We start from the raw sequence: 26,629 nt of genomic DNA on the forward strand, positions 1-26,629 counted from the left end.
CTTGAACACCGTTAGCTAATCCTGTGAACAAAACAGAGTTAATCACCTATCTAAGAGAACCTAATAAGCTTTCTCCGGAGCAGCTAGATGAGCTGGAGTCAATAGTGAACGAGCACCCCTATTTTCTCAGCGCCCGCCTTCTTTTAGCAAAATCAAGCAAGGAACATGACCACCCTGAGACAAAAAAAAGAGTCGCATCTGCTGCCATCTACTCTACCGACCGTGTATTACTGAAAAAATACCTGAGTGGCAATCTTTTCTTTCTCCATCAACCTGCAGAGGTAGAAGAGGCTGAAGTTGAAAAAAAGAAGCCATCGGAAAAACAAGCTGCTCAGAAACCTGTTACAGCAAAACAGGCCCCCACATCTTCTCCACCTAAGCCACCGGAGAAAGCAACAGAAAAGACAGAAAAAAAACCAGAGGTTCCTCTCGCAAAGGATACCAAAGAATCAAAACCTGTAAAAGCTAAGGAGCAGGAAGTTGTTGAAGAGAAGTCTAAGGAAAGAACGGATAAGCGCCCAAGCGCTATAAAAGAACAAGAATCTAAAAAACCTCAACCTAAAATACCCGAACTACCCTCAGGACAATTGGACTCCATTCTAGAAGAGCTTCAACGTGACATGGAAAACCTGAAATCGTCCAGAGCCAAATTCGCTCAGGTTCAGGAAAAGATTGAGGAAGACGATGCTGTATCAGCCGCGCTAAAAAAAGCTACAGGTCTGGCACCTCAGCCTTCCACCCCTAAGCCCGACCAACCGGAAGGTACTGATAAGAAAGAAGAACTTTCAGAGTCAGCACAATCACCAAAGCCAGATGCGTCACCTGGAACCACTGAAGATAAAATAACAGAGGAGCCTAAAGCAGAGGAGCCTAAAGCAGAGGAGCCTAAAGCAGAGGAGCCTAAAGCAGAGGAGCCTAAAGCAGAGGAGCCTAAAGTAGAGGAACCTAAAGATAAGAAATCAGATAGCGAAGACATCTCTGACCTGGACACTGCTAAACTCATAGCTGAAGCAAACAAACTAGCCGAAGAAACCAAAAAAACTGCTTCAGACATAACAAGACAAGCATTAGAAGCAGCACAAAAGGCGAAAGCGGAAGTAACTCAAGAAGAGGAGCAAAAGTCTACTGCAAAACCAACAGAAAAGAAGGAAGAGTTAAAAGCCACGCCAGCAAAAAAAGTAGAAGGTTCAAAAACAGTCAAAGAGGAATCTAAAGAGAAGCCTGCCGACAAGAAAGAAAAGCAGCCAGAGACAAAGGCAGAGTCCAAGAAAAAGGAAGCGAAAGAAGAGACAAAGGCGAAAGAAGACGATAGTGATCCAAAAGGGGATGAAAGAGCTGAGCGTGTCATTCGGGAACCACGTTTTTCAAGGTTCCAGACACGAAGTACCCTTAAACCACCAGAAGACTTTGATACAAGCTTCCTGGATATAGATGAGCCTACTCGTGGCAGCAAACCTGAATCTAAAAAGGATGAGTCTGAAAAGAGCGAAAGCAAGACGGCAGGCCGGGCTAAAGAAAAAGACAAGTCAACTTCCAAAAAAGAGGACTCTCCATCGACTGGTGAGACCATAGAGCAACCAAAGGCCAAGGAGGAAACACCGAAAGAGGAGAAAAAAGAAACAGCTAAAGAGCCGGAAGCAAAGCAGAAAGAAGATCAGGATAAGGAAGATGCTGATAGCAAAATCAAGCTTCCAGACCTTTCCAAAGCAAAACCGGTTCAAAGAAAGAGTCCTCGACGGTCTAAGTCTATTCGACACGAGATCTTAGATGAAAATAAAAAAGAGGAGAGTAAGAGTGCTGAAAAAGAAGTAGAAGCAGAAAAGAAGAAAGAGGTGAAAAAGGCCGCCAAGCCCAAAGCTTCTACTAAGAAGGAAGAAAAGAAAACGACGACATCCAGGAAAAAAAGTACAACAAAAAAAGAAACAGCAAAGAAGACCAGCAAGGAAAAGACAACTGCTAAATCTAAGTCGAATAAAAAAGAAGAAAAGAAAGATGATGACAAGTCTGATCAAAAATCTCAGCAAGATATCATCGATAAGTTCATTAAGGAGTCCCCTACCATAAAATATCAGCGTAAGGATGATGTAAAAACGGAAGACCTTGCGGAGCAAAGTGCTGCCTGGGATCCCAACTTAGCATCGGAATACTTGGCTGAGATTTACCTTCACCAAGGAAATAAAAAACGTGCAATTGAAATCTATGAGGCATTAAGCTTGAAATATCCCGAAAAAAAATCTTACTTTGCGGACTTAATTGCAAAGATTGAATAGATGTACGGAATAATAGTAACCCTGATTGTCATTGTCGCTGTGTTGTTGATCCTTGTTGTGCTAGCACAAAACCCGAAAGGCGGAGGGCTTTCAAGTCAATTTGGAGGATCTGGCACAACCCAACTAATGGGTGTAAAAAAGACCGGCGATCTTCTGGAGAAACTAACCTGGGGATTTGCTATCGCGCTGCTTGTGCTTTCCGTTTCTACCAATTTTATACAGCCTGAGGTAGAGCAAGATGTGCTATCTAGCCCAAATATCGACAATGCACAGACCACTCAGCCGGCCATTCCGCAGGGCATCCAGCCTTCAGATGCAGATGCTTCAGGGTTAGAAGACCTGACTGAAGGAACAGCAACTGACAGCACTGGAAATTAAGAAATCACCCTTACCAGCATTCGCTTTGCCACTGGCAAAACCGTTTCATTAAGCGGAAACTTCAATTTGCTAACCGCCAGATAGGTAGCTGGATTAGGTAGTTCAGTGAACTTTTTAGTCAGGCCAACTTTAATGTTTTCGTATGTCTTACTGATGTTCCGCATTTCATTCATCAAAAACTCGGTGGTCATGCTGCGATATTTTTCTTCGGCATGTTCAAAAAAGGTCATCTGATAGCGATAGATAGAAACATCACTGGACTTCTCCTGATTAATGAACAAATAACCCTCATCAGAATATATTGGAGAAACACCCACTGGCTCCAAATTGATTTGCTCCTCTACAAACTCATATAGCTCCTTCCCTTCCTCCAGCATCCCCTTCATTTTAGGAATAGCAAATGAAATGATCTCCTCGATCTGCCGCATTACTTCGTCATCATTCACGATCTTGTCATAGGTTAAGCGTAGTTTATTGAAATCTGCTTTGCTCAATGATTCCGGAAAACTGTCATACATCAGCCTCTTGCTTTCCTTCACCTTGATCATGTTTCTATAGTGAAAGATCAGATCAGACATAAAAGGATACAATTCTGATTGATTGAACCGCCTCCCCACATCCTTTAGGTAGGCTAATAAAATATACTTTTTGTACTCGTAATCAATAAGGCCTTCTGTCAGCCAATCATGTCTTAAACTATCCATACACTTAACTTTTTATGTAAAAAATTAAACCTCAAATGTCAGTTTGTCAAGAGCTTAAACGTGGTTTTAGAGGAAAGTGTCATGACATCCTGTAAAAATGTCATATTAACACACGAAGCTTGCTGACATTCCGGTCTTGGCACATAAAATGATAATAGCCAAAGCAAAAATCTGAATTCAACTAAACATAAACGTTTACAAACATGTCTAAAGTAAATTTCAAACCACTTGCTGACAGAGTTCTGGTAGAACCTGCTGCGGCTGAAGAAAAAACAGCGTCTGGAATCATCATTCCTGACACTGCCAAAGAAAAACCTCAACGAGGACAAATTGTCGCTATCGGTACTGGTAAGAAAGACGAACCTATTAATGTAAAGGTCGGAGACCAGGTGCTTTATGGTAAATATTCAGGAACAGAGATCACCATCGATGGTAGAGAGTTTCTGATTATGAAAGAAGCTGACATTTACGGAATTGTATAATCCAATCTTAAAACTGAAAAAATAATAACAATCATGGCAAAAGATATATTCTTTAATACCGACGCAAGAGACAGCATCAAGACTGGTGTTGACATCCTTGCTGACGCGGTTAAAGTAACACTAGGACCTAAAGGACGAAATGTAATCCTTGACAAAAAGTTTGGCGCACCTACTGTAACGAAAGATGGTGTTTCTGTGGCGAAAGAGATTGAGCTTAAGGAGCCAATCGAAAACATGGGTGCTCAGCTGGTAAAAGAGGTAGCATCTAAAACAGCTGATGACGCTGGTGACGGTACGACCACTGCGACCGTATTGACTCAGTCAATTTTCGGTCACGGAATCAAAAACGTAGCTGCAGGTGCCAACCCAATGGACTTGAAAAGAGGTATTGATAAAGCAGTAGCTTCTGTTGTAGAAAACCTAAGAAAGCAGTCTAAAGACATCAAAACTTCTGAAGAGATCGCTCAGGTCGCTTCAGTTTCTGCTAACAACGATCCTGAAATCGGTAAAATGATTGCTGACGCGATGGACAAAGTAGGTAAGGACGGTGTGATCACTGTAGAAGAAGCAAAAGGTACTGAGACAGAAGTGAAGACGGTAGAAGGTATGCAGTTTGACAGAGGATACCTTTCTCCTTACTTCGTGACCAATACTGACAAGATGGAAACAGAGTTGGAAAACCCTTATATCTTGATCTACGACAAGAAAGTTTCTAACATGAAGGAGCTTCTTCCTATCCTAGAAGCAACTGCTCAGACTGGTAAACCATTGTTGATCATCGCTGAAGATGTGGAAGGCGAGGCACTTGCTACATTGGTGGTAAACAAAATCAGAGGATCGCTGAAAATCGCTGCAGTGAAAGCGCCAGGATTCGGTGACAGAAGAAAAGCAATGCTAGAGGATATCGCTATCCTAACTGGTGGTACTGTAATCTCTGAAGAAAGAGGCTACAAACTAGAAAATGCAACGCTTGATTACTTAGGTACTGCAGAGAAAATCAATATCGACAAAGACAACACCACGATCGTAAATGGTGCTGGTAAGAAAGAAGACATTGAAGCTCGCGTAAACCAGATCAAGCAACAAATCGAGAACACTACTTCAGATTACGACAAAGAGAAGCTACAAGAAAGACTTGCTAAGCTTTCCGGTGGAGTAGCTATTCTTTACATCGGAGCAGCTACTGAGGTTGAAATGAAAGAGAAGAAAGACCGTGTGGATGATGCACTGCATGCAACAAGAGCTGCCGTACAAGAAGGTATCGTAGCTGGTGGTGGCGTAGCATTGATTAGAGCAATGAAAGCCCTTGACAGCTTGAAGCTTGACAATGAAGACCAGAACACGGGTGTTCAAATCGTGAAGTCTGCAATCCAGGCTCCATTGAGAACCATCGTTGAAAACGCTGGTGGCGAAGCTTCAGTAGTAGTAAATGATGTACTTGCAGGTAAAGAAGATTACGGATTCAATGCTGCGACTGGTGAATATGTAAACATGTTCAAAGCTGGTATCATTGACCCGACAAAAGTGACAAGACTAGCACTTGAGAACGCTTCTTCTATCGCTTCTCTCCTACTCACTACCGAGTGTGTAGTAGCAGAAGAGCCTGAGAAAGAAGGTGCAGCTCCTGCTATGCCAGCCGGAATGGGCGGTGGCATGGGCGGCATGATGTAATCAAACGCTCAGATTAGATATTAAGCCTCTCATCCCGATCGCTATCGGGAGAGGGGTTTTTTTTATTTGTAAAGATTATGGATCGTCCCGAAGGATAGACATTGAACCATCTCCACTTGACACATTGAGTTTATCGAAGTGTAGACAATTACGATTAGCTAATTATTAAGCGAATTGGAGCCCAACAGATAGTTGGTACATTACAATCCTAATTTTAAGAAACTAGGCTTAAAAAATTATCTTTAGGGTTGTTACCAATCACTCATGAAGATGAAATCTCCACGTTACTTACTTTTAATTATATTGTTTACAGCTATCACCTCTTCTTGTACAACTCCACAAGAAGAAGCTCAATATGGAAAAGCCACCCAAGAACTCATTGCGCTTTTAGAGCGCGATCCTGAATTAAAAAGCATGTTAGAGCTATCATTAGCGAAGGCCAAAGCGATCAACCCGGACCCAAACACGAATCCAGCTCAGAATCTGGAGGAATATTTTCAGTTTGTATCATGGGCTGAAACCACCATGCCGTGGGCCTTGCTCAAGAAAGAGGAATATCCTGAAATATTTGACAATATCTTTCAGGGATTATGTGCCTTCTATTTCCTAATAGATCAACCATTGCCCGAACTTGAGGACAAAGGGTTAGTGAACAATTCGCTACAATACTATGAACCATTTTCAAGCTGGCTCACTACCTTTAGCAAGTCATGGGGCAGTTACCTGGATACGGAGGATTCCTGGAATGAGGAGTACTATCAAATGGCATTGAATGACCCAAACTTTGGACTTCAAAATGGCTGGTACGAAGATCCTGCTAATTGGAATAGCTTCAACGATTTCTTTGCTCGTTACCTAAAATCACCGGATGAGCGTCCCATTGCAAGCTCCGAAGTAGATTCCATTGTAGCATCGTTTGCGGATTCAGAGCCTCAGGGCGTTTGGAAAATCGACAGCAGTTCTATGCTTATTGATAGTAAAGGACTTCTGGTTAAATCTGTACAACTAAAATCCATTGCCAACCTAATAGGTGAAGACAGTGAATATAAAAATGCATTTGCCAATGGTACGTTCACACATTCATTTCTGAACGTCAATGACTACCATCGTTATCACTTTCCGCTAAGTGGAACCGTCAAAGAAGTACGCATCATTCAAGGCATTAATCCAACCGGAGGTGAGCTTTTCTGGGATCAGGAAAGTAACGCCTATGTTTTCAATCCCACAGCGAAAACCGGATGGCAAACGGTAGAATCGCGTGGGTGTGTTATCCTTGAGACTGATAATTATGGTTTAGTTGCGCTGATGCCCATAGGTATGGTCGTAGTAGGATCCGTGAATTTTGAAGATGAGGTAAAACCAGGAAAGCAGGTTAAGAAAGGTGACATGCTGGGACATTTTGCTTTTGGTGGATCCGACTTCATCATGATCTTTCAGGAGGGCACAACCTTTACCCTTGATGCTCCAATGCAGAAAGATGGCAATGCTTACCAACATATTTTAATGGGAGAACGATTAGGCTTTTTGTCCAAATGAAGAAACGAAGTGGCAACAAACACTATAATGAATCGTGCAAACCCTAAGCCTCGGTTCGTGTCCTCACGAATCGAAAAATGGAATAGCGGGTTTGTTGAAGTCACAAACCTTTGATTAAAATTATCCTAACGTTTCCGTCCCCCCAGGATCAGCACACATAAAAACCCTACTCAATCATAAAGTAGGGTTTTATTGAATGCATTTGATAACTAGATATCACGGTGATTTCATCAGTTATTCACCTGTGACGCTAATAGCTAAGTATCTCTCCTACTAATTCGTCAGAACCAACTCCATGCGATTGTCCATCACAGTCACTATCTGAAGTACAAGTAGATTTGTGTCCCGCACACGGGATATAAGTGACTTGAACGCATAATCCCCCATCTGAACATTCCCAAACCTCACATCCTCTTCTTTTACCATATTTGCCTTTAATTGGTTTAGGATGTTTGGTTTTTTTCGGTTTCTTCTTTCCTTCCATCAATTCATATTCCATACCTTCTAAGTCAATCAAATCTCCTTCTAGCAGGGTCAAGAAATTTTCATGATTAGCAACCAATAAAAACTGACGCCATCCATCATTTAAATCGTCATACGTATAAAAAGCAACTGCTTTTGCGCCGAGGATATTTGGAAGGTGCATGGAGGCGGTTGAATCATCAAGTTCGATATTCTCTTCAACCCAAGGATCTACTTCTTGCAACTCTAACATGCTTTGTTCACTATCAAATCCTAAGAACTCAGAAACCATGATATTCAATGGATCACTTTGTGGATCTTCATTGAATGATTCAGAGGGCACCTGAGTTAAGGTTTTATCAGATTCGCTCGTTGCACATGAAGTGATCACTATCACAGCCATTATCATGGCTATTCGAGTAAGATTAATTTGTGTTTTTTGTGTTTTCATCATTGTTTTTTCAATGAAACTAGCGTTTCCAAGTAGTGGTAGCAATGACGATTTAGCGAAGGGAGAGGTAAATTTAGTCAACGTAATATTGAGCTGAGTAAGGGTAAATAGATTCAAAACAGTTAGCCAATTGTAACTAGAACAAGCAGTATAAAACTCTTATTTACAATCGTTCCAACGTTTCAGCCCCTCCAACAGTCTTAGCAAAAAAATAAAACCATGAAAAGCATTACACTGATTGCGCTATTGGCTCTTGGTTTATCATGCCGGGAATCTCCCAATCTGGAGGGAATCACTTTGGAAGTGTCACTCGTGGAAGTGTTCTGTGACCAGGCTATACTTAAAATTGAAGACCCGACCTATTATCACTTGGGTGAATCGGCGAATGGTGAGGAAAATGTATTTTATACCATGCTCACCTGTGATGACATGGGCATCCAAATGGAGGGTGTTTTTCTGGTGAAGCTGGTGGCTGAGTATGAGCCCGGTGATTGCGTGGTGTGCCTTGGACTATTAGCCTACGATGGAGATAAGAGGTACAATGCAGTCCGCATATATGAAGACGAAAATTAGGGTCAGCTATCCCTTACGCACTGGTCTATCGAAGTATAGCAATTACCCACCCCATCTCGTAAGCATCTCCATAATTCTATAAGATGGTAGCTATGATTTTAAGGACAGCACCAATCATTGTCTGTCCGCATTACATATGCTAATTCTATGAACTATTCTATCTTCACCATTCAAACGAAACCTCATGTACGATCTCCCCTATCACAAGGCTCCCAATGAACAGGCCATCAAAGAATTGATTGAGAAATATCCGTTTGCATTTCTCGCCGGCTGTGACCCTGCTAATAAACCTGTAGCGACTCAGGTGCCTCTCTTTCTGGAAGAGCGCGATGGCAGAAAGTTTCTCACGGGGCACCTCATGAAAAACACGGATCATCATAAGGCCTTTCAACATAACAATCAGGTGCTGGCTGTCTTCACAGGGAATCATACCTATGTAAGTGGTGCCTGGTATAGCGACCCGCACACGGCATCCACCTGGAACTACATGAGCGTGCATGCAAGAGGCGCAATCCGATTTTTAGATGGCGCAGCACTTGAAGAAATGTTGAGAAAAACTTCCATGCATTTTGAAAACAACGACCCGGACTCTCCCACTGTATATGACAATCTTCCTAAGTCCTTTCTCGATAAAGTCATGAAAGCTATTGTTGCATTCGAAATAGAAGTGACAGAGATGGATAATGTGTTTAAACTCAGCCAGGATCGGGATGAAAAGAGCTACCACAATATCATCGGGAAGTTGAAGAATCAGGGTGAAGATGGAAAAGTAATCGCGACTGAAATGGAAAAACAAGCTAAGAATTTATATCCGGGAAAATAACAATTTCATACCCTCAACCTGGTCTAAGCGTCTCCTGAGTACCTTTTGGAAAGTTTGGAACTTTCCAAAAGTTAGTCTCAAATACGCTACCCATTTTACCATTTTGAGAAAAAGCAATATAGTTAAAAGTGCATTTTAGTACCTAAAAAAGGACTTTTTCATAGTTGGCATATCGGTTGCACCCATAACTTCGAATCAAAACATAAATCAAAATGAAAAAGATACTAGCAATTATTCTTATACCGATGACCCTTCTTTGGTCATGTTCAGATGATGACGGATCCACACAAGATCCTCAACCTAATATGCCGCCAGAGTCCAGCATGGCTCCCAACTTCGACAACTTTGAAGAAGAAGGTGGTAGAGTTGCGCAGGTCAACAATTGGGCATACGCCGCTACCAGCGTGGGTGTCTATTCGGCAATCCTATACTCAAACCTGGCTGTCCCGGTAACAGCCTTTAAAATCGGCTTAAGTCAGGACGCGACATATGAATCATCTACCAACCTCTGGGTATGGGAGTATGACATTAATGTACCAAATAAAGGGTCTTATTCTGTAAGACTTACAGCAGATGTAGACGGGTCAGACGTTGACTGGACGGGCTATATCTCTCTGGCAGGATCGTTTGAAGATTTTGTTTGGTTTGAAGGAGAATCAAACTTAAATGCTGATGCCGGATCATGGACTCTGTATGAAAGCCCTGAAAATCCATCCCCGTGGTTATCTGTAGAATGGTCAGATGATGATACGACTGGTATTGTCAGCTCAGAATTCACAGTAGAAAAACAAGGCGACTACTATCAAAGCAGTATTTCTTACGGAGCAAATGCAAATGCAACGTACAACAGAAGTGTAGTGATTGTTGATACCAACGCTTCCAATACTATTGAGGTGGACTGGAACACTCCTTCCGGAGAAGGACGAGTTAAAAGTGAAGCTTATTTTGAAAATACGGCATACCACTGCTGGGACAACACACTAAACGATACCAACTGTCCATCATAAATCACGAAAGTCCGGTTATGGGCAACCCTCCTCAAAGGAGGGTTTTTTGTTGCTAACTAATCAAATACTCTTTGAACTGCTCATAGTTCGCTTTCATCTCTATCGATTGTTTTTTTTGCGCCATCAAATCTTTAGCAAAGTCCGGAATGCTTACTTCCCGCCCTAATGCTTCGTTTATGGTTGGCAGGAATTTACAGTAGTGAGCCGTTCCAAGGAATACCCCTTCTTCATCCGGATCAAGCAGTGCAGCATAAGCGATCGCACTGTGGGGGTCCAAAAGGTAATCGTTTTCATTATGGCATTCACGAATCGTTTGCTTAATCGCATTGTCATCCGACGTAAATGGATTCAGGTGATTCTTTATTTCCTGAAAGCTTCCGTTAAACAGAGAAAGCAAACGTTTGAAGTTGCTGGGATCAGAAACATCCATGGCATTAGCAATGGTTGGAATGGTAACTTCAGGCGCATAATCGCCCGATCTCAAATACCTGGGTACCACATCATTTGCATTACTCGCCGCAATAAATTCCTTAATTAGTACACCCATTTTCATTGCCAACACACCGGAAGTAAGGTTACCGTAGTTGCCACTAGGTACCGCAATTGTTACATCACGAAATCCATACTGAAGCGGCACATAGTAAAATAATGATTGTGGCAACCATCGTGCTATATTGATGGAGTTGGCAGATGACAGATGCATCTCTTTATTCAGCTGTTTGTCTGCGAATGCTTGCTTAACGAGGTTTTGGCAGTCATCAAAAGTGCCTTCCACTTCCAGTGCTGTAATATTCCGTCCCAGAGTGGTTAGCTGTTTTTCCTGAAGCTCGCTCACCTTCCCTTTTGGGTATAGTATGATCACCCTCACTCCTTCGACTCCCAGAAAGCCGTTAGCAACAGCCCCTCCGGTATCTCCAGAAGTAGCCACCAATACAGTGGTTTCCTTGTTCTCGTTTTGATTGAAGTGAGCCAGGCACGCGGCGAGGAACTTAGCTCCTATGTCTTTGAAAGCAAACGTAGGTCCATGGAACAATTCCAAGCTATGAATCTTATCATTCACCTGTACCAGAGGCATTGGAAAGTCAAAGACTCTTTCCGCAATGGACTGCAGTTCATCAGAGCTAATGTCTTCACTGCAAAACTTAGACAGTACCACGGTGGCGATTTCAGACAGCTGCATCATAGGGATTTCATCAATAAACCTATGATCCAATCGTGGGATCTTCGCTGGAAAATAAAGCCCTCCATCGTTTGGAAGGTTATTCAAAACAGCCTCCCTGAAAGAGACTTCAGGTCCTTGTCCAGTGGTACTTACAAACTTCATTTTCCTTCAATTACGTTACATCCCTGATTGCTCATCCTACTTTCAAAAAAATCACATATGATTCCCTTTTTAGCATATAGATCACTAATTTCTTTCTTCGCTTTGATCATCTGTTCCATTTGTATGAACAAGGCAAACATGCTTGGTCCGGATCCTGATATATTGAAGCCCACACATTCATGATCATGTGCTATGACTTTTGCTTCCTCATAATCTGGAATCAGGGACTTTCTTACCGGCTCAGCGATAAAATCCTCAATAGAAGCTTTGAGTCGACTCCAGTCCTTCACGTGTAGTGCATGAATCAGGCTGGCCAGGTTTCCCCACTGATTACGAGCAGTAGCGATATCCAAAGATTTTGGAACAATCCCCTTCGCCTCTGAGGTCTTGACCTCAACAGATGGGCGCACGATCAGCACATGCAATTCGTCTGCTATGGGTAATGCAAAGTAGTCCAGTGGATCATAACTTCTGATGACAATAAATCCACCCAATAACGAAGGTGCTACATTATCTGCGTGGTAGCATTTGGAAGCAAAGGCTTCTCCCTCCAAAGCAAAGGGTAGCAATTCGGATGTCTTTAAGGGGTTAGGTAGCAATTGATTCACCGCATACACCGCACCCGCTGCACTGGAAGCGCTGGATCCTAAACCACTACCCGGTTTAAAGAATTTTTTGATGTGAAAATCAAAACCTGCCTTTATGCCAAAATAATCCAATAAAGCCTTGGCAGCTATGGTAGCTACATTTTGTTCAGGGTCTAGAGATAAGTCGGCTCCCTCTATTGCTTGTAAAACCAAACGATCATCACTTCTTTTAGAAACTATGATCTCCTCATATACGCCATCAAGTGCAAACCCAATGGTGTCATAACCGCATCCGACGTTTGCGACAGTGGCCGGGGCATGAACCTTTATACTTTCCATATTCATCAGGAATCAGATTGAGCAATTCGTAATACATCCGCAAATATCCCGGAGGCAGTAACTTCCGCTCCTGCCCCTGCCCCTTTAATGACTAGTGGCTGTTCCGCATAGCGATTAGTATAAAACAGCACGACATTGTCTTTTCCTTCCAAATGATAAAACGGGTGAGTATCCGGTATCTCCTCCAATCGTACTTTTCCCTTCCCGTTTTCATAAGCAGCCACCACTTTCAACCGAGTACCATTGGATATTGATTGATCGTAAAGCTTTTTAAAGTAGGATTCTGCCGATTCAATTTTTTTATAGAAATCATCCAGGTCAGTGCTTTGCTGACAAGATTCCGGTAGAAAAGAAGTTAATGCAATCTGATTGGCCTCCATAGGATACCCACTCTCCCGAATCAAGATAAGCAACTTGCGCATCACATCTTCACCGGAAATATCAAGTCGCGGATCTGGCTCTGTATAACCAAGATCTTTTGCTTTCCTGATCACATCCGCAAAAGGTTTCGAGCCATCATATTCGTTGAAAAGGAAATTCAATGTTCCTGAAAGTACCGCTTGCATCTTATTCACCTGATCACCACTTCTCACCAGGTCATGTAGTGTTGATAGTATCGGAAGTCCCGCACAGACATTCGTTTCAATGTAAAACTGGCTCTTGAATTTTTTGGCTACTCCTTTCAATTCTAAATACTCATCATATGATCGAGTAGCAGCTATTTTATTGGGAGTAACCACAGAAATGCTTTCCTTCAGGATATCCCGATACATGGACGAAATATCCGCAGATGCGGTGATGTCAATGAAGACCGAGTTTCTATAGTTAAGATTTACCATGTGTTGAACAAAAGCCGATTTGTCAAACGATTCTCCTTTATTGAGATAATCCTGCCATTTGGACAATGGAATTCCATCCTTCTCGAAAGTCATTTGGCGTGAGTTTGCCACACCAATTACTTTGATATTTAAGTGGTGATGTTCTTTCAGAAAGCTAAACTGCTTCCTTATCTGACCTAAAAAAGCCTTTCCAACGTTCCCTGTTCCAATAATGAACAGGTTGATTCGTCTGGTTAGCGAGAGGAAAAAGCTTTCGTGCAGCACATTGAGTGCCTTGTCCAGGTCTGATTTGGGAATAATGGCTGAAATATTTCGCTCAGAGGAGCCTTGAGAAATCGCCTTAATACTGATCCCGTTTCTTCCCAATACATTAAACATGTTACCACTCACGCCTATTTGATCCTTCATATTTGATCCAACAAGAGCAAGCAATGAATAGCCATCTTCGACATCCATTGAGTCTAGGACCTGCTTTTCTTCAGAGCTGCTAAATTCCTTTTTTAGCGTTCGGATAGCCGATCTTGCATGTTTGGTTTGAAAACCCAACGTGACAGTGAGTCCTGCATTGCTATGCGTCATAAATACGATAGGTATTTCTTTTGCAGCTAATCCACCAAACAATCGTGGAAAAAATCCAGCATTGTCTCGAAGCGTGCTTCCACTTATTGATAAAATGGTTACTTCGTTAATACTTGAAATCCCTTTGATAAGGTGTTCGTCCGAGTATTCATTGGAAATGAAAGTACCTGGCTTTTCGGGATGGAATGTATTCTTCACCCAAACTGGAATTCCAGCCTTTAAAACCGGCTCAATGCTTTGAGGATAAAGCACCTTGGCACCAAAGTAAGAAAGCTCTAACGCCTCATCGTAAGTCACCTGACTCACAGTATGTGATCGTTTTACTCGCTGAGGATCTGCCGTCATGATACCATCTACATCTGTCCATATTTCGAGCGATTTCGCATTCAATATTGAAGCTATGATGGATGCGGTATAATCCGATCCACCTCTGCCAAGTGTTGTGGTCTCTCCCGTATCGGTTGATGCAATGAAGCCAGGAAATACATTGACTTTCCTGAAATTCTTTTCCCTTTCTTTGAACCGACCTGCAGTTTTTTCGAAATCAACATTCGCTCCTCCAAATCGATGATCCGTGACAATCAATCTCCTCGTATCATGTCTGATTGAGTCCATTCCTTGACTGGCGAAGTAGTCAGAAATAATGATCGAGGAAGCCAACTCTCCAGTCCCGAGAATAAAATCCAGACTTTTTGCTGTGAGCTCCTTCAGCAGATAAACGCCCTCACAAACTCGTTTGAGCTGGGTAAAACAAGACTGAAGTTCTGATGATTCCGCCTTACCCGTAATTGACTGATAAATGCCATAGTGATTCCTTTCCAATTCTTCGATGGAAATCAAATACTCCTTCTCACCTCTTTTTGCTGTGTCAGCAACTTTCTGAAGCTCATCTGTGGTATGACCAATAGCAGAAACCACCACACAGGAATTTGAATCACGTGCTTCCACAATGGCTTTCACTTGTTTGATGGCCTTTTCATTCTTTAGGGAGGTACCTCCAAATTTCAATACTTGCATAGGTATGACATAAAAAAAGCGCCATTCTAATTTAGAATGGCGCTTTTGTTAACAATTTATATTTCAGCAATTACCATTCCTTTTGACAGTGATACCCGGTGGTACCTGTCGTTCTCGAAATAATAATTGTTGTGATCGCTTTCATCTGATGTCAAAAGTAACACTGTAGGTGATGAATCAAAATAAACTTATAGATTTTTATGGCAGAAAGTCAATTTCACTTTATTCATCAGAAAAGGAAAGGAGCTTATAAAGCAGAAAACATCAAGCCTCTAACTAAGAAAACAGGCCCATCGAGTGAATAGTATATTCATTATCTTGCGGCGGAATTACAAAAAAACAACATGACCTACCTTATTGTAACCATTGGATACATCTTGATTCTGGCGGGAATCATTATTTACAAAAGTAGAGGAGTAAAGAACGAAGAGGATTTTGTAGTTGCAGGTAGAAACGTACCGGTTTACCTTTTGGTAGGCACATTGGTTACCACCTGGATTGGGTCGGGAAGTTTGTTTGGAACAGCGGGACTCACTTTCCAGGTGGGGTTCTCAGAGCTTTGGTTTTCATTGGGAGCATGGATCGGAATTCTGGCTGTTTACTTTATTGCCGCCAGAGTCAGAAGAATTTCCCAATATACGCTTACTGATATTCTTGAGAAGCGATACTCCCCTCTTGCTCGTTTGCTAGGTACCATTACCATCATTGTTGCCTATTTGATCATTGCAGGCTACCAATTCAAAGGTGGAGGTCGGTTTCTTTCCATATTAACTGAAGGTGGAATTTCGGTGGAACAAGGAACATTCATTACGTTTCTTATCATCATAACCTTTACAGCCCTTGCGGGAATGGTTTCGATTGTTTCCATTGACATTTTCAATGGCATTATCATGATTACCGCTATCATTCTGGCTGTTCCCTTTGCTATTTCTGGTTTTGGAGGCTGGGACAATGTGGTGAACACTATCAATGAAGTAAGTCCAAATCACCTCTCAGTGACAGAAGGACATGAGCCAATGTGGTATATCGGAATAATGCTTCCAACACTTATCCTCATGCTTAGTGAAAGTAGTGTATATCAAAAGTTTTCATCAGCAAAAGACGCAAAGGCTGCAAGAAAAGCGGTGATGGGGATGTTCATCGGTGTAGTTGGGATCGAATTTCTCATGTGTCTTTTAGCCGTGGTTGGTTTTGCTATCTATGCGCACGACCCAAGATTTTTCATGCCGGATGGAACTGTAAATGCGCCAATGTCAGAGGAAATCATTTTACGAATTGGATTTGAGCAGCTACCTGCCTTTGTTGGTTCTTTACTATTTGCCGGTGGTGCTGCTATTATTCTTTCCACTGGAAATACCTTTTTGATGGTTACATCAACCAATATTTCGAGGGATATCTTAGAAAAGTATTTCATCAAAGGAGCTTCTGATAAAACAAAGCTTATCATACAGCGAAGTGCTATCATTATTTTGGGATTCATTGCGTACCTCATCATGACCCAATTTGAGGAAATCTTATCGATGGCATTCATCTCATATACGATGATTGGTGCAGCATTAGCTCCACCACTACTAGCTACCTTCTTCTGGAAACGTGTAACCAAACAAGGAGGAATTGCTTCCATTCTTGCTGGAATGCTTTCAGTAATCGTTATTGAAGTCTTGAATAGAAGTGGAGTCGTTCTTGATCTTGGATTTATGTCATTCCCATACGATTCTAAGATGGTGGCTATCCCTGCTCTTATAGCTTCCATCGTGGCTCTGGTAGTTGTCAGCCTTTTAACTAAGCCTACTCCAAAAGAAATAGTCGATCCTTTTTTCGAGAAAGACTGAGTTCGAGTAAATTCGCGCAAACGTTTGAGTCCTACCTCAGGACAGGATATATTATTAAAAATACCCCTAAAAATATGCAAGAATACGGCGTAAAATCCAGCAAGAGTGATCTTTCTAACCTTGGAATTAAAGTAAAGGAGGCTCATTGGAATTTGAGTCAATCTGAACTCATTGAAGAGACCTTGAAAAACGGTGAGGGCATACTTACTTCTACTGGTGCTCTGATGTGTGACACTGGCAAATTCACTGGTAGATCCCCAAAAGACCGATTTGTAGTTGAAGATGCCAAAACGAAAGATTCTGTTTGGTGGGGCAACATTAACATCCCGTTCTCCGAAGAGAACTTTGACAAGTTGTATGACAAGATGGTCAAGTTCCTGGAAGACAAAAAAGTGTATGTTCGTGAGGCATATGCAGGAGCTGATAAAACTCATAGGTTAAGGGTTCGGGTCATCAACACCATGGCTTGGCACAATTTGTTTGCTTATAACATGTTCCTTCGTCCGGATGAATATAAGATCAAAGAGTTCGATCCAAATTTCACTATTCTATGTATTCCTGAGTTTCAGGCTGACCCAGAAACTGATGGCACGCGGCAAGAGAACTTTGCAATCATCAACTTCACCAAGCGCATGATCCTCATAGGTGGAACCGCATATTCTGGTGAGATGAAGAAGGGCATTTTCTCTGTACTAAATTACATGCTCCCGCATGAGCAAAGTGTACTAAGCATGCACTGCTCTGCCAACATGGGCATTGAACATAAAGACACCTCGATATTCTTCGGTCTTTCCGGTACAGGAAAAACCACACTCTCCGCTGATCCTAACAGACTTTTGATTGGAGATGATGAACATGGCTGGACAGAAAAGAACGTATTCAACTTTGAGGGTGGATGCTATGCAAAAGTGATTGATCTTACAGAGGAGAAGGAACCTGACATCTTCAACGCGATCAGGTATGGAGCCATTCTTGAGAATACCAGATTTAAGGAGGGAACCAGAGAGGTTGATTATGAAAATGCTTGTGTGACAGAAAACACACGAGCCTCCTACCCGATCCATCACATAAGAAATGCGATGGAGCCTTCCATCGGAGGTATACCAAAGAATATTTTCTTCCTTACCTGTGATGCCTTCGGTGTGATTCCTCCTATTCAGCGACTAAATAAAGGACAGGCTATGTATCACTTTATCTCAGGATACACCTCCAAAGTAGCCGGAACAGAAGCCGGGGTGACTGAGCCAGAGCCTGTGTTCTCAGCATGTTTTGGAGCTCCATTCCTTCCATTACACCCAACCAAGTATGCAGAGATGCTTGGTGAAAAAATGGACAAGCATGAGGTAAATGTATGGCTAGTAAACACTGGGTGGACAGGTGGGCCTTATGGTGTAGGAAATAGAATTAGCCTGAAGTACACCCGAGCGATGATTACAGCAGCTTTGAATGGTCAGCTGGAAAATGCAGGGTACCGAACTCACTCTATTTTTGGTGCGGAAATTCCAACAACCTGCCCTGGGGTTCCAAACGAGATTTTAAGCCCACGGGAAACCTGGAAAAACGATAAAGGTTTCTATGAGAAAGCAAATGATCTTGCCTCTCGTTTTATAGAAAACTTCAAGAAGTTTGAGGAGTTTGCTAATGATGAAATCATGGCTGGCGCTCCCAAAGAAAATCATAGTTATAAGTAATTGTAATCGATTATGGAATAAGACCCTGTGTTCATAGCACAGGGTTTTTTTATGCGCAAAAATCTCTAACTTATCATACAACCTTTGAGAATTATTCACATCCTACCCATAGAAAACGCCAATTAACCTGTGACAGATACGCAAATAGTATGGATTAACCAGTTAAAGAAAGGCAATGAATTGGCGGCTTTCAATCTGTATAACAGTTATTCAAAAGCTATGTACAACACGCTAACCAGAATTACCAATGACCAGGAGGTAGCCAAGGATCTCCTCCAGGAGGCATTTGTAAAAGCTTTCAGGCGAATTGATGATCTGGAAGAGCCAAAGGCTTTTGCAGGATGGCTAAAGCGTATTGTGGTGAATATGGGGTTGGAATATGTACGAAAAAAGAAATTCCATTTTGAAGACCTTGAAAATCAAAACCAACTCGAATCAGAAGAAGTAGATGATAAACTCATAGATGATAAAACGCTGCACAGAGCAATTAAAGAACTACCGGATGGATGCAGAACAATCCTTAGCCTGCATCTTCTGGAAGGATTCAAGCATAAAGAAATAGCTGAGGAATTGGGCATATCTGAATCAACATCAAAAACGCAATTCAGGCACGCCAAAAAATTGTTAAAAAATAAACTTCAACATCATTATGAATATTGAAGACTTAATTAAAAAACGAAAAGAAAATCTGGATATTGACTCTCCACCACCAGATCTATGGGATGGAATCAAACAAGAATGGAAAAATGAAAAGTCCGTAAAGCTTTCATGGTGGAAAGTGGCTGCAGTTATTTTCATTACTACCTCAGTTGGTTTGTTGATTCACAACATCTCCCTTCAAAACACGGTGGATAAGCTCGCTTCACTGGGTGATATTTCTACAGAGTACAGAGAGTTAGAGGACAATTATGTCTCTCAAATCAACCAACTCGAAGCTAATATTCCTATGAAAGAACTTAAGTCAAATGAAGATTTTCAGTGGATACAGGAGGAGTTGAAAACATTGGATGAGGTAAACAAATTGTATCGTCAGGACATTGGGAAGATCAATGAAGAACAGCTTGTGGGCGTTTTAGTCGACTACTACGAAAAGAAAATTAAACTGCTTAGAAAATTAGAGTTAGAAATAAAAAGGGCAAATAAATTCAAAGACAATGAAGAAACTGATACTGATAGCATTCGCATGTAGTTTAATCTGGAGTGCGAGTGCCCGCAATAACGATGGAGAAACCAGATCTGCAAAAGTGACGGTAGATGTCTCACCCTCAGATAAAATCAACATCCAAGCCAAATACACTGAGCTTGTAGTGCAAACATGGGATAAGCCACAGGTGGAAGTAGAAGCAATAGTTCGATACGACGGGAAAATGACTGATAAGATTCAGGCGTTTCTTGATGATTTTGAACAAAATGTGAAAGACCACATTGAAAAAGGTGCCACAGAACTACTCATTGATAGTGACCTGGATATTCCAAATAAAATTCAGATTGGAGGTAAGCATGTTGGTATTCAGGTTTCTTATGGAGATGATGAACTAAAGGTGAGCTATAAGATAAAAGCACCCGGAGCGAATGACTATATCATAAACAATTCGTACGAAGATGTTCGATTAATTGGCTCCTTCAAAAACATTGAATTCAAACAATATTCAGGCGAACTTGAGGCGGATAACATAGAGAAAGGAACCTTCAACTTAAAGTACGGAACGGCTTCTATTCAACAAATTGGTAATGCAGAGTTTGAGATTTATGAGCAGGAAATTGATGCACGAATCGTTGGAACTCTCGTGCTGAATGCGAAGTATTCCAACCTTGAAATAAACGAGTCAGGTACAATTGAAGCGACATCATACGAGTCTGATTACCAGATCGGATCAATAAATGAAATATCTGGAAATTTTAAGTATGGAGAGATTGAGATCACCGAAAGGCTGGGAGAAGGAGAACTTGAGTTCTATGAAATGGATATGGAGATTAAAGAGGTTCAGTCGTTGATTTTGACGAATAGTAAATACAGTAAGTTTGAAATCGATCGTGCAGGTTCGCTCACTTTTAACCAATCTTATGAAGATGAAACAGACATTGGTACACTTGGTCGTTTCAAAAGCATGAATTCAAAATACGGCAATCACACAATCGAGAGTCTTGAAACCAGCTTCCAGTTAAATGCTTATGAAGATGAAGTTGAAATAGAAGCACTGAGTGCTGGGGCCACCGAAATATTTATTGATGGTAAATACATTGATTCATTAATTGGGGTAAGAAATGCTTCATTCATCCTAAAAACGAATGTGAAATACGGTAAGGTCGAATATGATGAATCCTCAGTTGACGTGAGAAGATACATCAAAGACGGAGACCAGCTGGAGGTGGAAGTTCACTCTAAAAACAAAAGTGGAAGCTCAGTAAATATTACCGTAAAAGGATATGAAGTAGATGTAAGGTTAAACTAGTTCGCTTTACCTCACTTCAATCAGCTCTATTTCAAACGTTAAAATTGTGTTTGGAGGAATGGCTTGATTTCCCGCAGGACCATAACAATATTCTGAAGGGGCGAAAATCTTAATTTTTCCTCCTTCTTTCATTGTTGGAATCATGATTTTCCACGCCTCGATCAAATTTTGAAGTCCAAACTGAACACCGGTGGAATTTGAATCAAATACATTTCCATTTAAGAAAGCACCTTCATATTTAACAAATACGTTATCATTTACGGTTGGTGATGCGCCTGTTCCTTCTGCTAAGATTTGATACCTTATGCCAGATAAATCCACCTCATAATCAATTCCACTTTCCTGTAAATATTCATCTATTATTAAGGTATCTATGTCGAGCTGCTCTTCTTCACTATCGATCACTCCCAAAAGCTCCACATTGTAAATAAGATTTGTATTCGGTGGTACTACTCCATTTCCTTGTGCACCAAAACAATATCCGGATGGAGCATAGAAAGTTATTTCCCCACCCTCTCCTATCTCAGAAAGCATTTCTAACCATGCAACGATAATGCCAGTATCTAAAGTAAAAGTAAGACCTATTGTATCACTGCCAAGTAACGTTCCATCAAAATAGTAACCAGCATATTTTACTGCTATATCATCTCCAATTGATGGCAACATGCTGTTACCAGCGTTATTTAAAGTATACCTTATACCCGACTCGTGAACCGTCGCATTAATGTTGTTATCAGCTAAATACTGATCAATAATTTCGATATCTCTGGCTAGTTGCTCTTCAAAGGATACTGAATCGCCATCATCACTCCCACAGCTAAACAAAAGTGAAATGGAAAAAATTGATAAAAGAAGAATAAGTTTTTTCATAATTATCCAAATAAAGCTCCAGCAATGGTTGCTGTCATCATAGTTGCGAGTGTAGCCGCTACCAAGGCTCGCAATCCAAGCTTAGAAAGATCTCCTTGCCTGTTGGGAGCCATCCCTCCGATTCCTCCTATTTGAATGGCAATTGAGCTAAAATTTGCGAAACCGCATAATGCATAGGTAGAAATAATAATTGATTTTTCTGATAGTAAACCGGCAGATTTCATGTCAGCCAGACTTAAGTATGCCACAAATTCATTGATCACAGTCTTCTGACCCAATAGGCTGCCAACTTTGATTGTCTCAGCCCATTCCACGCCCATTATAAAAGCAAACACTCTGAATACCTGACCAAGTATATACTGAAGAGAGAAGCCTTCGAAAGCACCATCGGTAGTTCGAATAACAAACTCATTCAGTCCGGTCAATTCTCCAATCCCATCCACTAAAATCCAGTTCAATGCAAATATTACAGCTATAAAAGCCAGTAGCATCCCTGCAATGTTTAAGGCGAGTTTCACCCCATCAGATGCTCCTCTGGCTAAGGCATCCACCAGGTTTACTCCAATATTTTCTTTGTTGACTTTTAAACTACTGTCGATTTTTTCCGGCTCATCTTCAGGCAAAAAGATCTTGGCCATCACTATTGCTGCAGGCGCATTCATTATTGATGCACTTAAGAGGTAGGTCGCAAAAATTTGCTGCTGAGCAGGGTCTCCACCTCCCAGAAAAGACACATAAGCTCCAAGCACACTTCCGGCAATGGTGGCCATACCCCCTGTCATCAGGCAGTTTAGCTCAGATCTTGTCATCTTTCCAATAAAGGGACGTACCAGAAGAGGTGCTTCTGTTTGACCCAAAAAGATATTTCCTGCAGCTGATAAACTTTCAGCACCTGACAGCCGCATGGTTTTGGCCATAACCCATGCAAATCCGTAAACGATTTTCTGCAAAAGCCCAAGATAATAGAGGCCAGCAGTTACAGAGGAAAAGAAGATGACTGTAGGAAGTGCCTGGAAGACAAACAGGAATCCAAGATTATGTTTTGCATCAACTGCTTCACTGTTCTTCGCCAGGTCTCCGTATAAAAACTCCGCTCCCTTCAGCCCGAAATTCAAGAACTTAACGAACCCGGCACTCATCCATGAAAAAAGCTGATTGACAAACTCAACATTGGCTATTAATAAACCAATAATTACCTGGATGGCAATTCCAATACCTACCAGGCGAAAGTCAATTTGCTTTCTACTACCGGAAAACGCCCAGGCAATTGCAACCAAGCCAATCAATCCGGCTATTCCTCTTATGTAATCCATGGTTAGTTTCGCTTATTCAGCACATCCCTGATCCGGGCTGCTTTTTCATAGTCTTCTTTATCCAGCGCCTCATTAAGAAGTTTTTCTAATTCGCTGGAAGAAAGATCTTCAAGACTAGTTTTCTCTGGCTTAGATACTTCCTGTTGGGCTATTTCTTCCTCATATTCCTCCGTCAGTACGATTCCGGCCTCCGTAAGAATGTTTTCATTGGTATAGAAATCAACATTGAAGCGTAGACCGATTGCAATAGCATCCGAAGGACGAGAGTCTATTTCAAAGACCTTACCGTCATGCTCACAAATAATGCGCGCAAAGAATACCCCTTCTTTGAGGTCTGATATATAAACTTCTTTAATAGAAATATCAAAATTGTGTGAAAAGGCTTTGAATAGGTCGTGAGTCATTGGCCTGTTAGGTACGATTTTCTCGATCTCAATCGCAATAGCCTGAGCTTCAAACATGCCAATGATAATTGGAAGTCTTCTATTCCCCCCGGACTCTCCTAACACCAATGCAAAAGAGCCAGATTGGGACTGACTAGAGGACAGTCCCAATATCTCTAACTTTATTTTATCGTCGGCCATTAACCTTGTGCCTTCTTGATTGCTTCAGTAAGTTTTGGAACTACATCAAAGGCATCTCCAACAACACCGTAATCTGCAGCTTTAAAAAACGGAGCTTCAGGATCTTTATTTACAACAAGAATGTATTTAGATGAATTCACCCCTGCTAAATGCTGGATCGCTCCGGATATTCCTATAGCAATATACAATGAAGGACTTACTTTTATTCCCGTTTGCCCAACGTGCTCGTGGTGTGGTCTCCAGTCCATGTCCGAAACCGGCTTACTACATCCAGTTGCAGCTCCCAGCGTTTTAGCTAGCTCTTCAATCATACCCCAGTTTTCAGGACCCTTAAGACCTCTACCACCCGACACTACCAAATCTGCTTCAGGAAGCAAAATATCTCCTTCTGCTTTCTCTGTCTTCGTCGTTTTTACCGTAAAATCAGCATCATTAATGGTAGGTGAAAATGCCACCACCTCTGGTGATCCACCATCTTCTTTGATAGCTATCGCATTTTTCTTGATAATGATGATCTTTTTATCACCTTCCAGCGTGGTATTTGCAAATGCCTTGCCTGTATAAATACTTTTCTTAACCGCGTATCCGCTGGATGTATCTGGCAGATCAGCCACATTAGAAGCTAATGACGCATCTACTTTGATCGATACCCTTGCCGACACAGGATCACCTAAGGAGCTTTTAGCTAGCACCAACAGGTCAGATCCTTCCTGATTCATTGCCTCTGCTATTGCCGAAGCATACGCCATAATGTTTGGTGATGCCAGCTTTTCATCTGTTACATTTAATACCTTGCTCGCTCCTGCTTTGCCAATGACATCCATATCATCAGTTTGACCAAAAACGATCGCTGTGACCTCTCCTGCAACAGCATGAGCATAGCTAACCGCCTCAAGAGATGATTTCTTTACTTTTCCTTCGTCTAATTCTACAAATGCTAATGCTGCCATGTTATATCACTTTTGCTTCGTTCTTCAATAAATCTACTAGTTCATCCATATTATCCGGATCTACCAACTTCACAGCTCCCTTCGCTGGTGGCAATTCAAACTTACTCACCTTAGTTTTAGGAGCATCTCCGGTTGGATCTTTTACTTCGAGTGGCTTGGTACGTGCGCTCATGATACCTCTCATATTCGGAATTTTCCATTCAGCGATCGGCTCCTGACACCCTGCAACAAATGGCAATGGCAATTCCATGTATTCTTTACCCCCTTCTATTTCTCTGGTGATCTTGGCAGTTTCACCTTCAATATCCAATGTCATCACTGGTGAAACCGACGGAATACCTAAAAGCTCACCTACCATTCCATGGACCTGGCCACCATTAAAATCTATTGACTCACGGCCCATTAAGATTAGGTCATACCCACCATCTTTGGCTACAGCAGCAATCTGCTTAGCTACAAATAATCCATCTTCCGGGAAAGCATTGATCCTGATCGCATCGTCAGCGCCAATAGCGAGTGCTTTTCTAATGGTTGGCTCTGTCTCGGCTTCACCTACGTTCAATACAGTGATGCTCCCGCCTGTTTGCTCTTTAAGCTCTACTGCTCTTGCAAGGGCATAGTCATCATATGGACCAATGATGAATTGCACCCCATTTTTGTCAAATTTGGTATCTCCATCAGTGAACGCAATGCGAGAAGTAGTATCAGGCACATGCGTAATACAAACTAATATTTTCATTTATCTATCTGAGTGTTTTAGTAAGAAACAAGTGAGAAGTAAAACGGTTCAACTCCTCATTTTTTCGAACCTCGAAGTTAGTAATTATGGTCAATTTGGGAAGCCAATTCATTCGCTTTTTGTAAAACAGAACCAGACTCTACCAATGCGTCTATTTTTATTTCGATAATACAGAAGATTTACTCTATTTTCTTTCGCAATGGTTTTATAATTCCCTACAATTTTTTACCTTCAACCCTAAGAACCAAATTTTAAACGTATTATGAGAAGATTAATGAAGCTGGGTGTCTTCGCCCTTGCTCTGGTAGTGCTATGGGCCTGCCAGGACAGCAATGAAGAACAACAACCTCAACTACAAGAAGTCCCAAGTGATGTCTTGGCAAAAGTTGCTGATCTGGGTTTCAACGCCAATGAGGTGAAAATGTACAATGACATTCTCTTTATTGAGGGTGACATTCGCATCACTCTGGATCAGCTGGAAAAAATGTCTCCAAGTAATGGTCTTCCAGTTGAAGAGCATTATCACACAGACAATCTGGTAACAGGCACGCCTCGTACAATCAATGTGTATGTAAGGAGTATGCCCACCAAGTATGCTCAAGCGACGGACATAGCAATTGCTCGCTACAATTCTGAGAACCTAAATCTTACATTCAATCGAGTAACGAGCTCTAGCCAGGCTGATATCACCATCAGAGCATCCCCTTGGTATTACTATTGGTTTGGAATTTTAGGATCTGCCGGATTCCCTGAAAATGGAGACCCATATGGAACGATCCTTATGACAAGAGGGTACTATGACAATGTTTCAAACATCAATGGATTAGCCACTACCATTGCTCATGAAATGGGACATTGCATTGGCTTCCGTCATACAGACTACATGGACAGAAGCTATAGCTGTGGTGGTGCTCCGGATAACGAAGGAGATGGCGGTGTTGGTGCTAATCATATCCCGGGCACTCCTACCGGACCTAGTGCCAATAGCTGGATGCTTGCATGTGGCAGCCCTGAAGGTGATCGTCCATTCACTAACGATGATAAAACGGCGTTAGGATACGTCTATTAAATTTCTGTTCAAATCTACTTTTCAAAAGGCGCAGATTTCTGCGCCTTTTTTTTCTCAAAATCAAACTGGCATTCTCATATTGAGAT

Annotated in this window: 24 protein-coding genes; 14 read left to right on the plus strand and 10 right to left on the minus strand. The window is 41.7% G+C overall.

Translation table 11 applies throughout. The features are described from left to right. Positions 1-23 precede the first annotated feature (23 nt). Together ACP14Y_RS01000 and secG are read left to right on the plus strand one after the other, a co-directional pair. Positions 24-2,270: a hypothetical protein gene (locus ACP14Y_RS01000; RefSeq protein WP_424961107.1), complete on the plus strand. Its 2,247-nt coding sequence runs from the start codon at positions 24-26 to the stop codon at positions 2,268-2,270. Further along, positions 2,271-2,648 (plus strand): preprotein translocase subunit SecG, encoded by a 378-nt coding sequence (secG, locus tag ACP14Y_RS01005; protein ID WP_424961108.1) that lies wholly within the window; start codon positions 2,271-2,273, stop codon positions 2,646-2,648. Here the strand turns inward: secG and ACP14Y_RS01010 are convergent. After that, complete coding sequence (locus ACP14Y_RS01010; RefSeq protein ID WP_424961109.1) at positions 2,645-3,352, minus strand: hypothetical protein; 708 nt, start codon at positions 3,350-3,352, stop codon at positions 2,645-2,647. The genes secG and ACP14Y_RS01010 overlap by 4 nt on opposite strands. A gap of 203 nt (positions 3,353-3,555) precedes the next feature. On the opposite strand from ACP14Y_RS01010, the gene ACP14Y_RS01015 reads away from it, so the two are divergent. The 3 genes from ACP14Y_RS01015 (at position 3,556) to ACP14Y_RS01025 (ending at position 7,041) form a co-directional block, all read left to right on the plus strand. Then, on the plus strand, positions 3,556-3,834 hold the full coding sequence (locus ACP14Y_RS01015; protein WP_350205683.1) for a co-chaperone GroES: 279 nt from the start codon (positions 3,556-3,558) through the stop codon (positions 3,832-3,834). 33 nt (positions 3,835-3,867) lie between these two features. Further along, positions 3,868-5,505, plus strand: a complete 1,638-nt coding sequence (groL, locus tag ACP14Y_RS01020; RefSeq protein WP_424961110.1) for a chaperonin GroEL — start codon at positions 3,868-3,870, stop codon at positions 5,503-5,505. A gap of 270 nt (positions 5,506-5,775) precedes the next feature. Beyond that, complete coding sequence (locus ACP14Y_RS01025) at positions 5,776-7,041, plus strand: phosphatidylserine decarboxylase (RefSeq protein ID WP_424961111.1); 1,266 nt, start codon at positions 5,776-5,778, stop codon at positions 7,039-7,041. A 250-nt stretch (positions 7,042-7,291) separates the two neighbouring features. On the opposite strand, the gene ACP14Y_RS01030 is transcribed toward ACP14Y_RS01025, so the two are convergent. Next, positions 7,292-7,957 carry a hypothetical protein gene (locus ACP14Y_RS01030; protein WP_424961112.1) on the minus strand — a complete coding sequence of 222 codons (666 nt, stop codon included), beginning with the start codon at positions 7,955-7,957 and terminating at the stop codon, positions 7,292-7,294. 216 nt (positions 7,958-8,173) lie between these two features. On the opposite strand from ACP14Y_RS01030, the gene ACP14Y_RS01035 reads away from it, so the two are divergent. From ACP14Y_RS01035 to ACP14Y_RS01045, 3 genes are all read left to right on the plus strand, one after another. Beyond that, on the plus strand, positions 8,174-8,527 hold the full coding sequence (locus tag ACP14Y_RS01035) for a hypothetical protein (RefSeq protein WP_424961113.1): 354 nt from the start codon (positions 8,174-8,176) through the stop codon (positions 8,525-8,527). Between the two features lie 184 nt (positions 8,528-8,711). Continuing rightward, a complete protein-coding gene (locus tag ACP14Y_RS01040; RefSeq protein ID WP_424961114.1) occupies positions 8,712-9,350 on the plus strand; it encodes an FMN-binding negative transcriptional regulator in 639 nt (212 codons plus the stop codon). A gap of 212 nt (positions 9,351-9,562) precedes the next feature. Further along, positions 9,563-10,357 carry a hypothetical protein gene (locus ACP14Y_RS01045; protein WP_424961115.1) on the plus strand — a complete coding sequence of 265 codons (795 nt, stop codon included), beginning with the start codon at positions 9,563-9,565 and terminating at the stop codon, positions 10,355-10,357. Between the two features lie 52 nt (positions 10,358-10,409). Here ACP14Y_RS01045 and thrC read toward each other — a convergent pair whose 3' ends face one another. Genes thrC through thrA form a run of 3 tightly spaced genes read right to left on the minus strand, consistent with a single transcriptional unit; the run spans position 10,410 to position 15,042 of the window. Next, positions 10,410-11,681, minus strand: coding sequence for a threonine synthase (thrC, locus tag ACP14Y_RS01050; RefSeq protein ID WP_424961116.1), 1,272 nt, complete (start codon positions 11,679-11,681; stop codon positions 10,410-10,412). Then, positions 11,678-12,607: a homoserine kinase gene (locus ACP14Y_RS01055; RefSeq protein ID WP_424961117.1), complete on the minus strand. Its 930-nt coding sequence runs from the start codon at positions 12,605-12,607 to the stop codon at positions 11,678-11,680. The genes thrC and ACP14Y_RS01055 overlap by 4 nt, the downstream gene beginning before the upstream one ends. Before the next feature lie 5 nt (positions 12,608-12,612). Further along, positions 12,613-15,042 (minus strand): bifunctional aspartate kinase/homoserine dehydrogenase I, encoded by a 2,430-nt coding sequence (gene thrA, locus ACP14Y_RS01060; protein ID WP_424961118.1) that lies wholly within the window; start codon positions 15,040-15,042, stop codon positions 12,613-12,615. Between the two features lie 344 nt (positions 15,043-15,386). Between thrA and ACP14Y_RS01065 the strand changes: the two genes are divergently transcribed. From ACP14Y_RS01065 to ACP14Y_RS01085, 5 genes are all read left to right on the plus strand, one after another. Beyond that, the gene (locus ACP14Y_RS01065) at positions 15,387-16,874 is read left to right on the plus strand and encodes a sodium:solute symporter family protein (protein ID WP_424961119.1); all 1,488 of its coding nucleotides are present in this window, start codon (positions 15,387-15,389) and stop codon (positions 16,872-16,874) included. Between the two features lie 74 nt (positions 16,875-16,948). Further along, complete coding sequence (gene pckA, locus ACP14Y_RS01070; RefSeq protein WP_424961120.1) at positions 16,949-18,565, plus strand: phosphoenolpyruvate carboxykinase (ATP); 1,617 nt, start codon at positions 16,949-16,951, stop codon at positions 18,563-18,565. A 129-nt stretch (positions 18,566-18,694) separates the two neighbouring features. After that, the gene (locus ACP14Y_RS01075) at positions 18,695-19,225 is read left to right on the plus strand and encodes an RNA polymerase sigma factor (protein ID WP_424961121.1); all 531 of its coding nucleotides are present in this window, start codon (positions 18,695-18,697) and stop codon (positions 19,223-19,225) included. Further along, positions 19,215-19,754: a hypothetical protein gene (locus ACP14Y_RS01080; protein WP_424961122.1), complete on the plus strand. Its 540-nt coding sequence runs from the start codon at positions 19,215-19,217 to the stop codon at positions 19,752-19,754. Before ACP14Y_RS01075 ends, ACP14Y_RS01080 begins: the two co-directional genes overlap by 11 nt. After that, complete coding sequence (locus ACP14Y_RS01085; RefSeq protein ID WP_424961123.1) at positions 19,720-21,018, plus strand: hypothetical protein; 1,299 nt, start codon at positions 19,720-19,722, stop codon at positions 21,016-21,018. Before ACP14Y_RS01080 ends, ACP14Y_RS01085 begins: the two co-directional genes overlap by 35 nt. A gap of 6 nt (positions 21,019-21,024) precedes the next feature. Here ACP14Y_RS01085 and ACP14Y_RS01090 read toward each other — a convergent pair whose 3' ends face one another. The 5 genes from ACP14Y_RS01090 to ACP14Y_RS01110 are packed head-to-tail and all read right to left on the minus strand — an operon-like array spanning position 21,025 to position 25,474. Continuing rightward, complete coding sequence (locus ACP14Y_RS01090) at positions 21,025-21,888, minus strand: FKBP-type peptidyl-prolyl cis-trans isomerase (RefSeq protein WP_424961124.1); 864 nt, start codon at positions 21,886-21,888, stop codon at positions 21,025-21,027. Positions 21,889-21,890: 2 nt separating this feature from the next. Further along, positions 21,891-23,201 carry a NupC/NupG family nucleoside CNT transporter gene (locus ACP14Y_RS01095; RefSeq protein ID WP_424961125.1) on the minus strand — a complete coding sequence of 437 codons (1,311 nt, stop codon included), beginning with the start codon at positions 23,199-23,201 and terminating at the stop codon, positions 21,891-21,893. Positions 23,202-23,203: 2 nt separating this feature from the next. Further along, positions 23,204-23,785, minus strand: a complete 582-nt coding sequence (locus ACP14Y_RS01100) for a bifunctional nuclease domain-containing protein (RefSeq protein WP_424961126.1) — start codon at positions 23,783-23,785, stop codon at positions 23,204-23,206. Further along, positions 23,785-24,735: an electron transfer flavoprotein subunit alpha/FixB family protein gene (locus ACP14Y_RS01105; protein ID WP_424961127.1), complete on the minus strand. Its 951-nt coding sequence runs from the start codon at positions 24,733-24,735 to the stop codon at positions 23,785-23,787. The genes ACP14Y_RS01100 and ACP14Y_RS01105 overlap by 1 nt, the downstream gene beginning before the upstream one ends. Position 24,736: 1 nt before the next feature. Then, positions 24,737-25,474, minus strand: coding sequence for an electron transfer flavoprotein subunit beta/FixA family protein (locus ACP14Y_RS01110; RefSeq protein WP_424961128.1), 738 nt, complete (start codon positions 25,472-25,474; stop codon positions 24,737-24,739). Positions 25,475-25,736: 262 nt separating this feature from the next. On the opposite strand from ACP14Y_RS01110, the gene ACP14Y_RS01115 reads away from it, so the two are divergent. After that, entirely contained in the window at positions 25,737-26,543 is an 807-nt protein-coding gene (locus ACP14Y_RS01115; protein ID WP_424961129.1) for a M57 family metalloprotease, read from the plus strand. The last annotated feature ends 86 nt before the right edge of the window (positions 26,544-26,629 follow it).

Origin of the sequence: Ekhidna sp., assembly GCF_965247405.1 — a bacterium.
Classification (GTDB): Bacteria; Bacteroidota; Bacteroidia; order Cytophagales; family Cyclobacteriaceae; genus Ekhidna.

Bases quoted from the DNA above. Each gene is read 5' to 3' on its own strand.
- secG (WP_424961108.1), top strand. From the start codon at position 2,271: ATGTACGGAATAATAGTAACCCTGATTGTCATTGTCGCTGTGTTGTTG.
- ACP14Y_RS01100 (WP_424961126.1), bottom strand. From the start codon at position 23,785: ATGGCCGACGATAAAATAAAGTTAGAGATATTGGGACTGTCCTCTAGT.
- ACP14Y_RS01025 (WP_424961111.1), top strand. From the start codon at position 5,776: ATGAAATCTCCACGTTACTTACTTTTAATTATATTGTTTACAGCTATC.
- groL (WP_424961110.1), top strand. From the start codon at position 3,868: ATGGCAAAAGATATATTCTTTAATACCGACGCAAGAGACAGCATCAAG.
- ACP14Y_RS01115 (WP_424961129.1), top strand. From the start codon at position 25,737: ATGAGAAGATTAATGAAGCTGGGTGTCTTCGCCCTTGCTCTGGTAGTG.
- thrA (WP_424961118.1), bottom strand. From the start codon at position 15,042: ATGCAAGTATTGAAATTTGGAGGTACCTCCCTAAAGAATGAAAAGGCC.
- ACP14Y_RS01030 (WP_424961112.1), bottom strand. From the start codon at position 7,957: ATGATGAAAACACAAAAAACACAAATTAATCTTACTCGAATAGCCATG.
- pckA (WP_424961120.1), top strand. From the start codon at position 16,949: ATGCAAGAATACGGCGTAAAATCCAGCAAGAGTGATCTTTCTAACCTT.
- ACP14Y_RS01095 (WP_424961125.1), bottom strand. From the start codon at position 23,201: ATGGATTACATAAGAGGAATAGCCGGATTGATTGGCTTGGTTGCAATT.
- ACP14Y_RS01045 (WP_424961115.1), top strand. From the start codon at position 9,563: ATGAAAAAGATACTAGCAATTATTCTTATACCGATGACCCTTCTTTGG.
- ACP14Y_RS01110 (WP_424961128.1), bottom strand. From the start codon at position 25,474: ATGAAAATATTAGTTTGTATTACGCATGTGCCTGATACTACTTCTCGC.
- ACP14Y_RS01010 (WP_424961109.1), bottom strand. From the start codon at position 3,352: ATGGATAGTTTAAGACATGATTGGCTGACAGAAGGCCTTATTGATTAC.
- ACP14Y_RS01035 (WP_424961113.1), top strand. From the start codon at position 8,174: ATGAAAAGCATTACACTGATTGCGCTATTGGCTCTTGGTTTATCATGC.
- ACP14Y_RS01080 (WP_424961122.1), top strand. From the start codon at position 19,215: ATGAATATTGAAGACTTAATTAAAAAACGAAAAGAAAATCTGGATATT.
- ACP14Y_RS01090 (WP_424961124.1), bottom strand. From the start codon at position 21,888: ATGAAAAAACTTATTCTTCTTTTATCAATTTTTTCCATTTCACTTTTG.
- ACP14Y_RS01040 (WP_424961114.1), top strand. From the start codon at position 8,712: ATGTACGATCTCCCCTATCACAAGGCTCCCAATGAACAGGCCATCAAA.
- ACP14Y_RS01065 (WP_424961119.1), top strand. From the start codon at position 15,387: ATGACCTACCTTATTGTAACCATTGGATACATCTTGATTCTGGCGGGA.
- ACP14Y_RS01015 (WP_350205683.1), top strand. From the start codon at position 3,556: ATGTCTAAAGTAAATTTCAAACCACTTGCTGACAGAGTTCTGGTAGAA.
- thrC (WP_424961116.1), bottom strand. From the start codon at position 11,681: ATGAAGTTTGTAAGTACCACTGGACAAGGACCTGAAGTCTCTTTCAGG.
- ACP14Y_RS01105 (WP_424961127.1), bottom strand. From the start codon at position 24,735: ATGGCAGCATTAGCATTTGTAGAATTAGACGAAGGAAAAGTAAAGAAA.
- ACP14Y_RS01055 (WP_424961117.1), bottom strand. From the start codon at position 12,607: ATGGAAAGTATAAAGGTTCATGCCCCGGCCACTGTCGCAAACGTCGGA.
- ACP14Y_RS01085 (WP_424961123.1), top strand. From the start codon at position 19,720: ATGAAGAAACTGATACTGATAGCATTCGCATGTAGTTTAATCTGGAGT.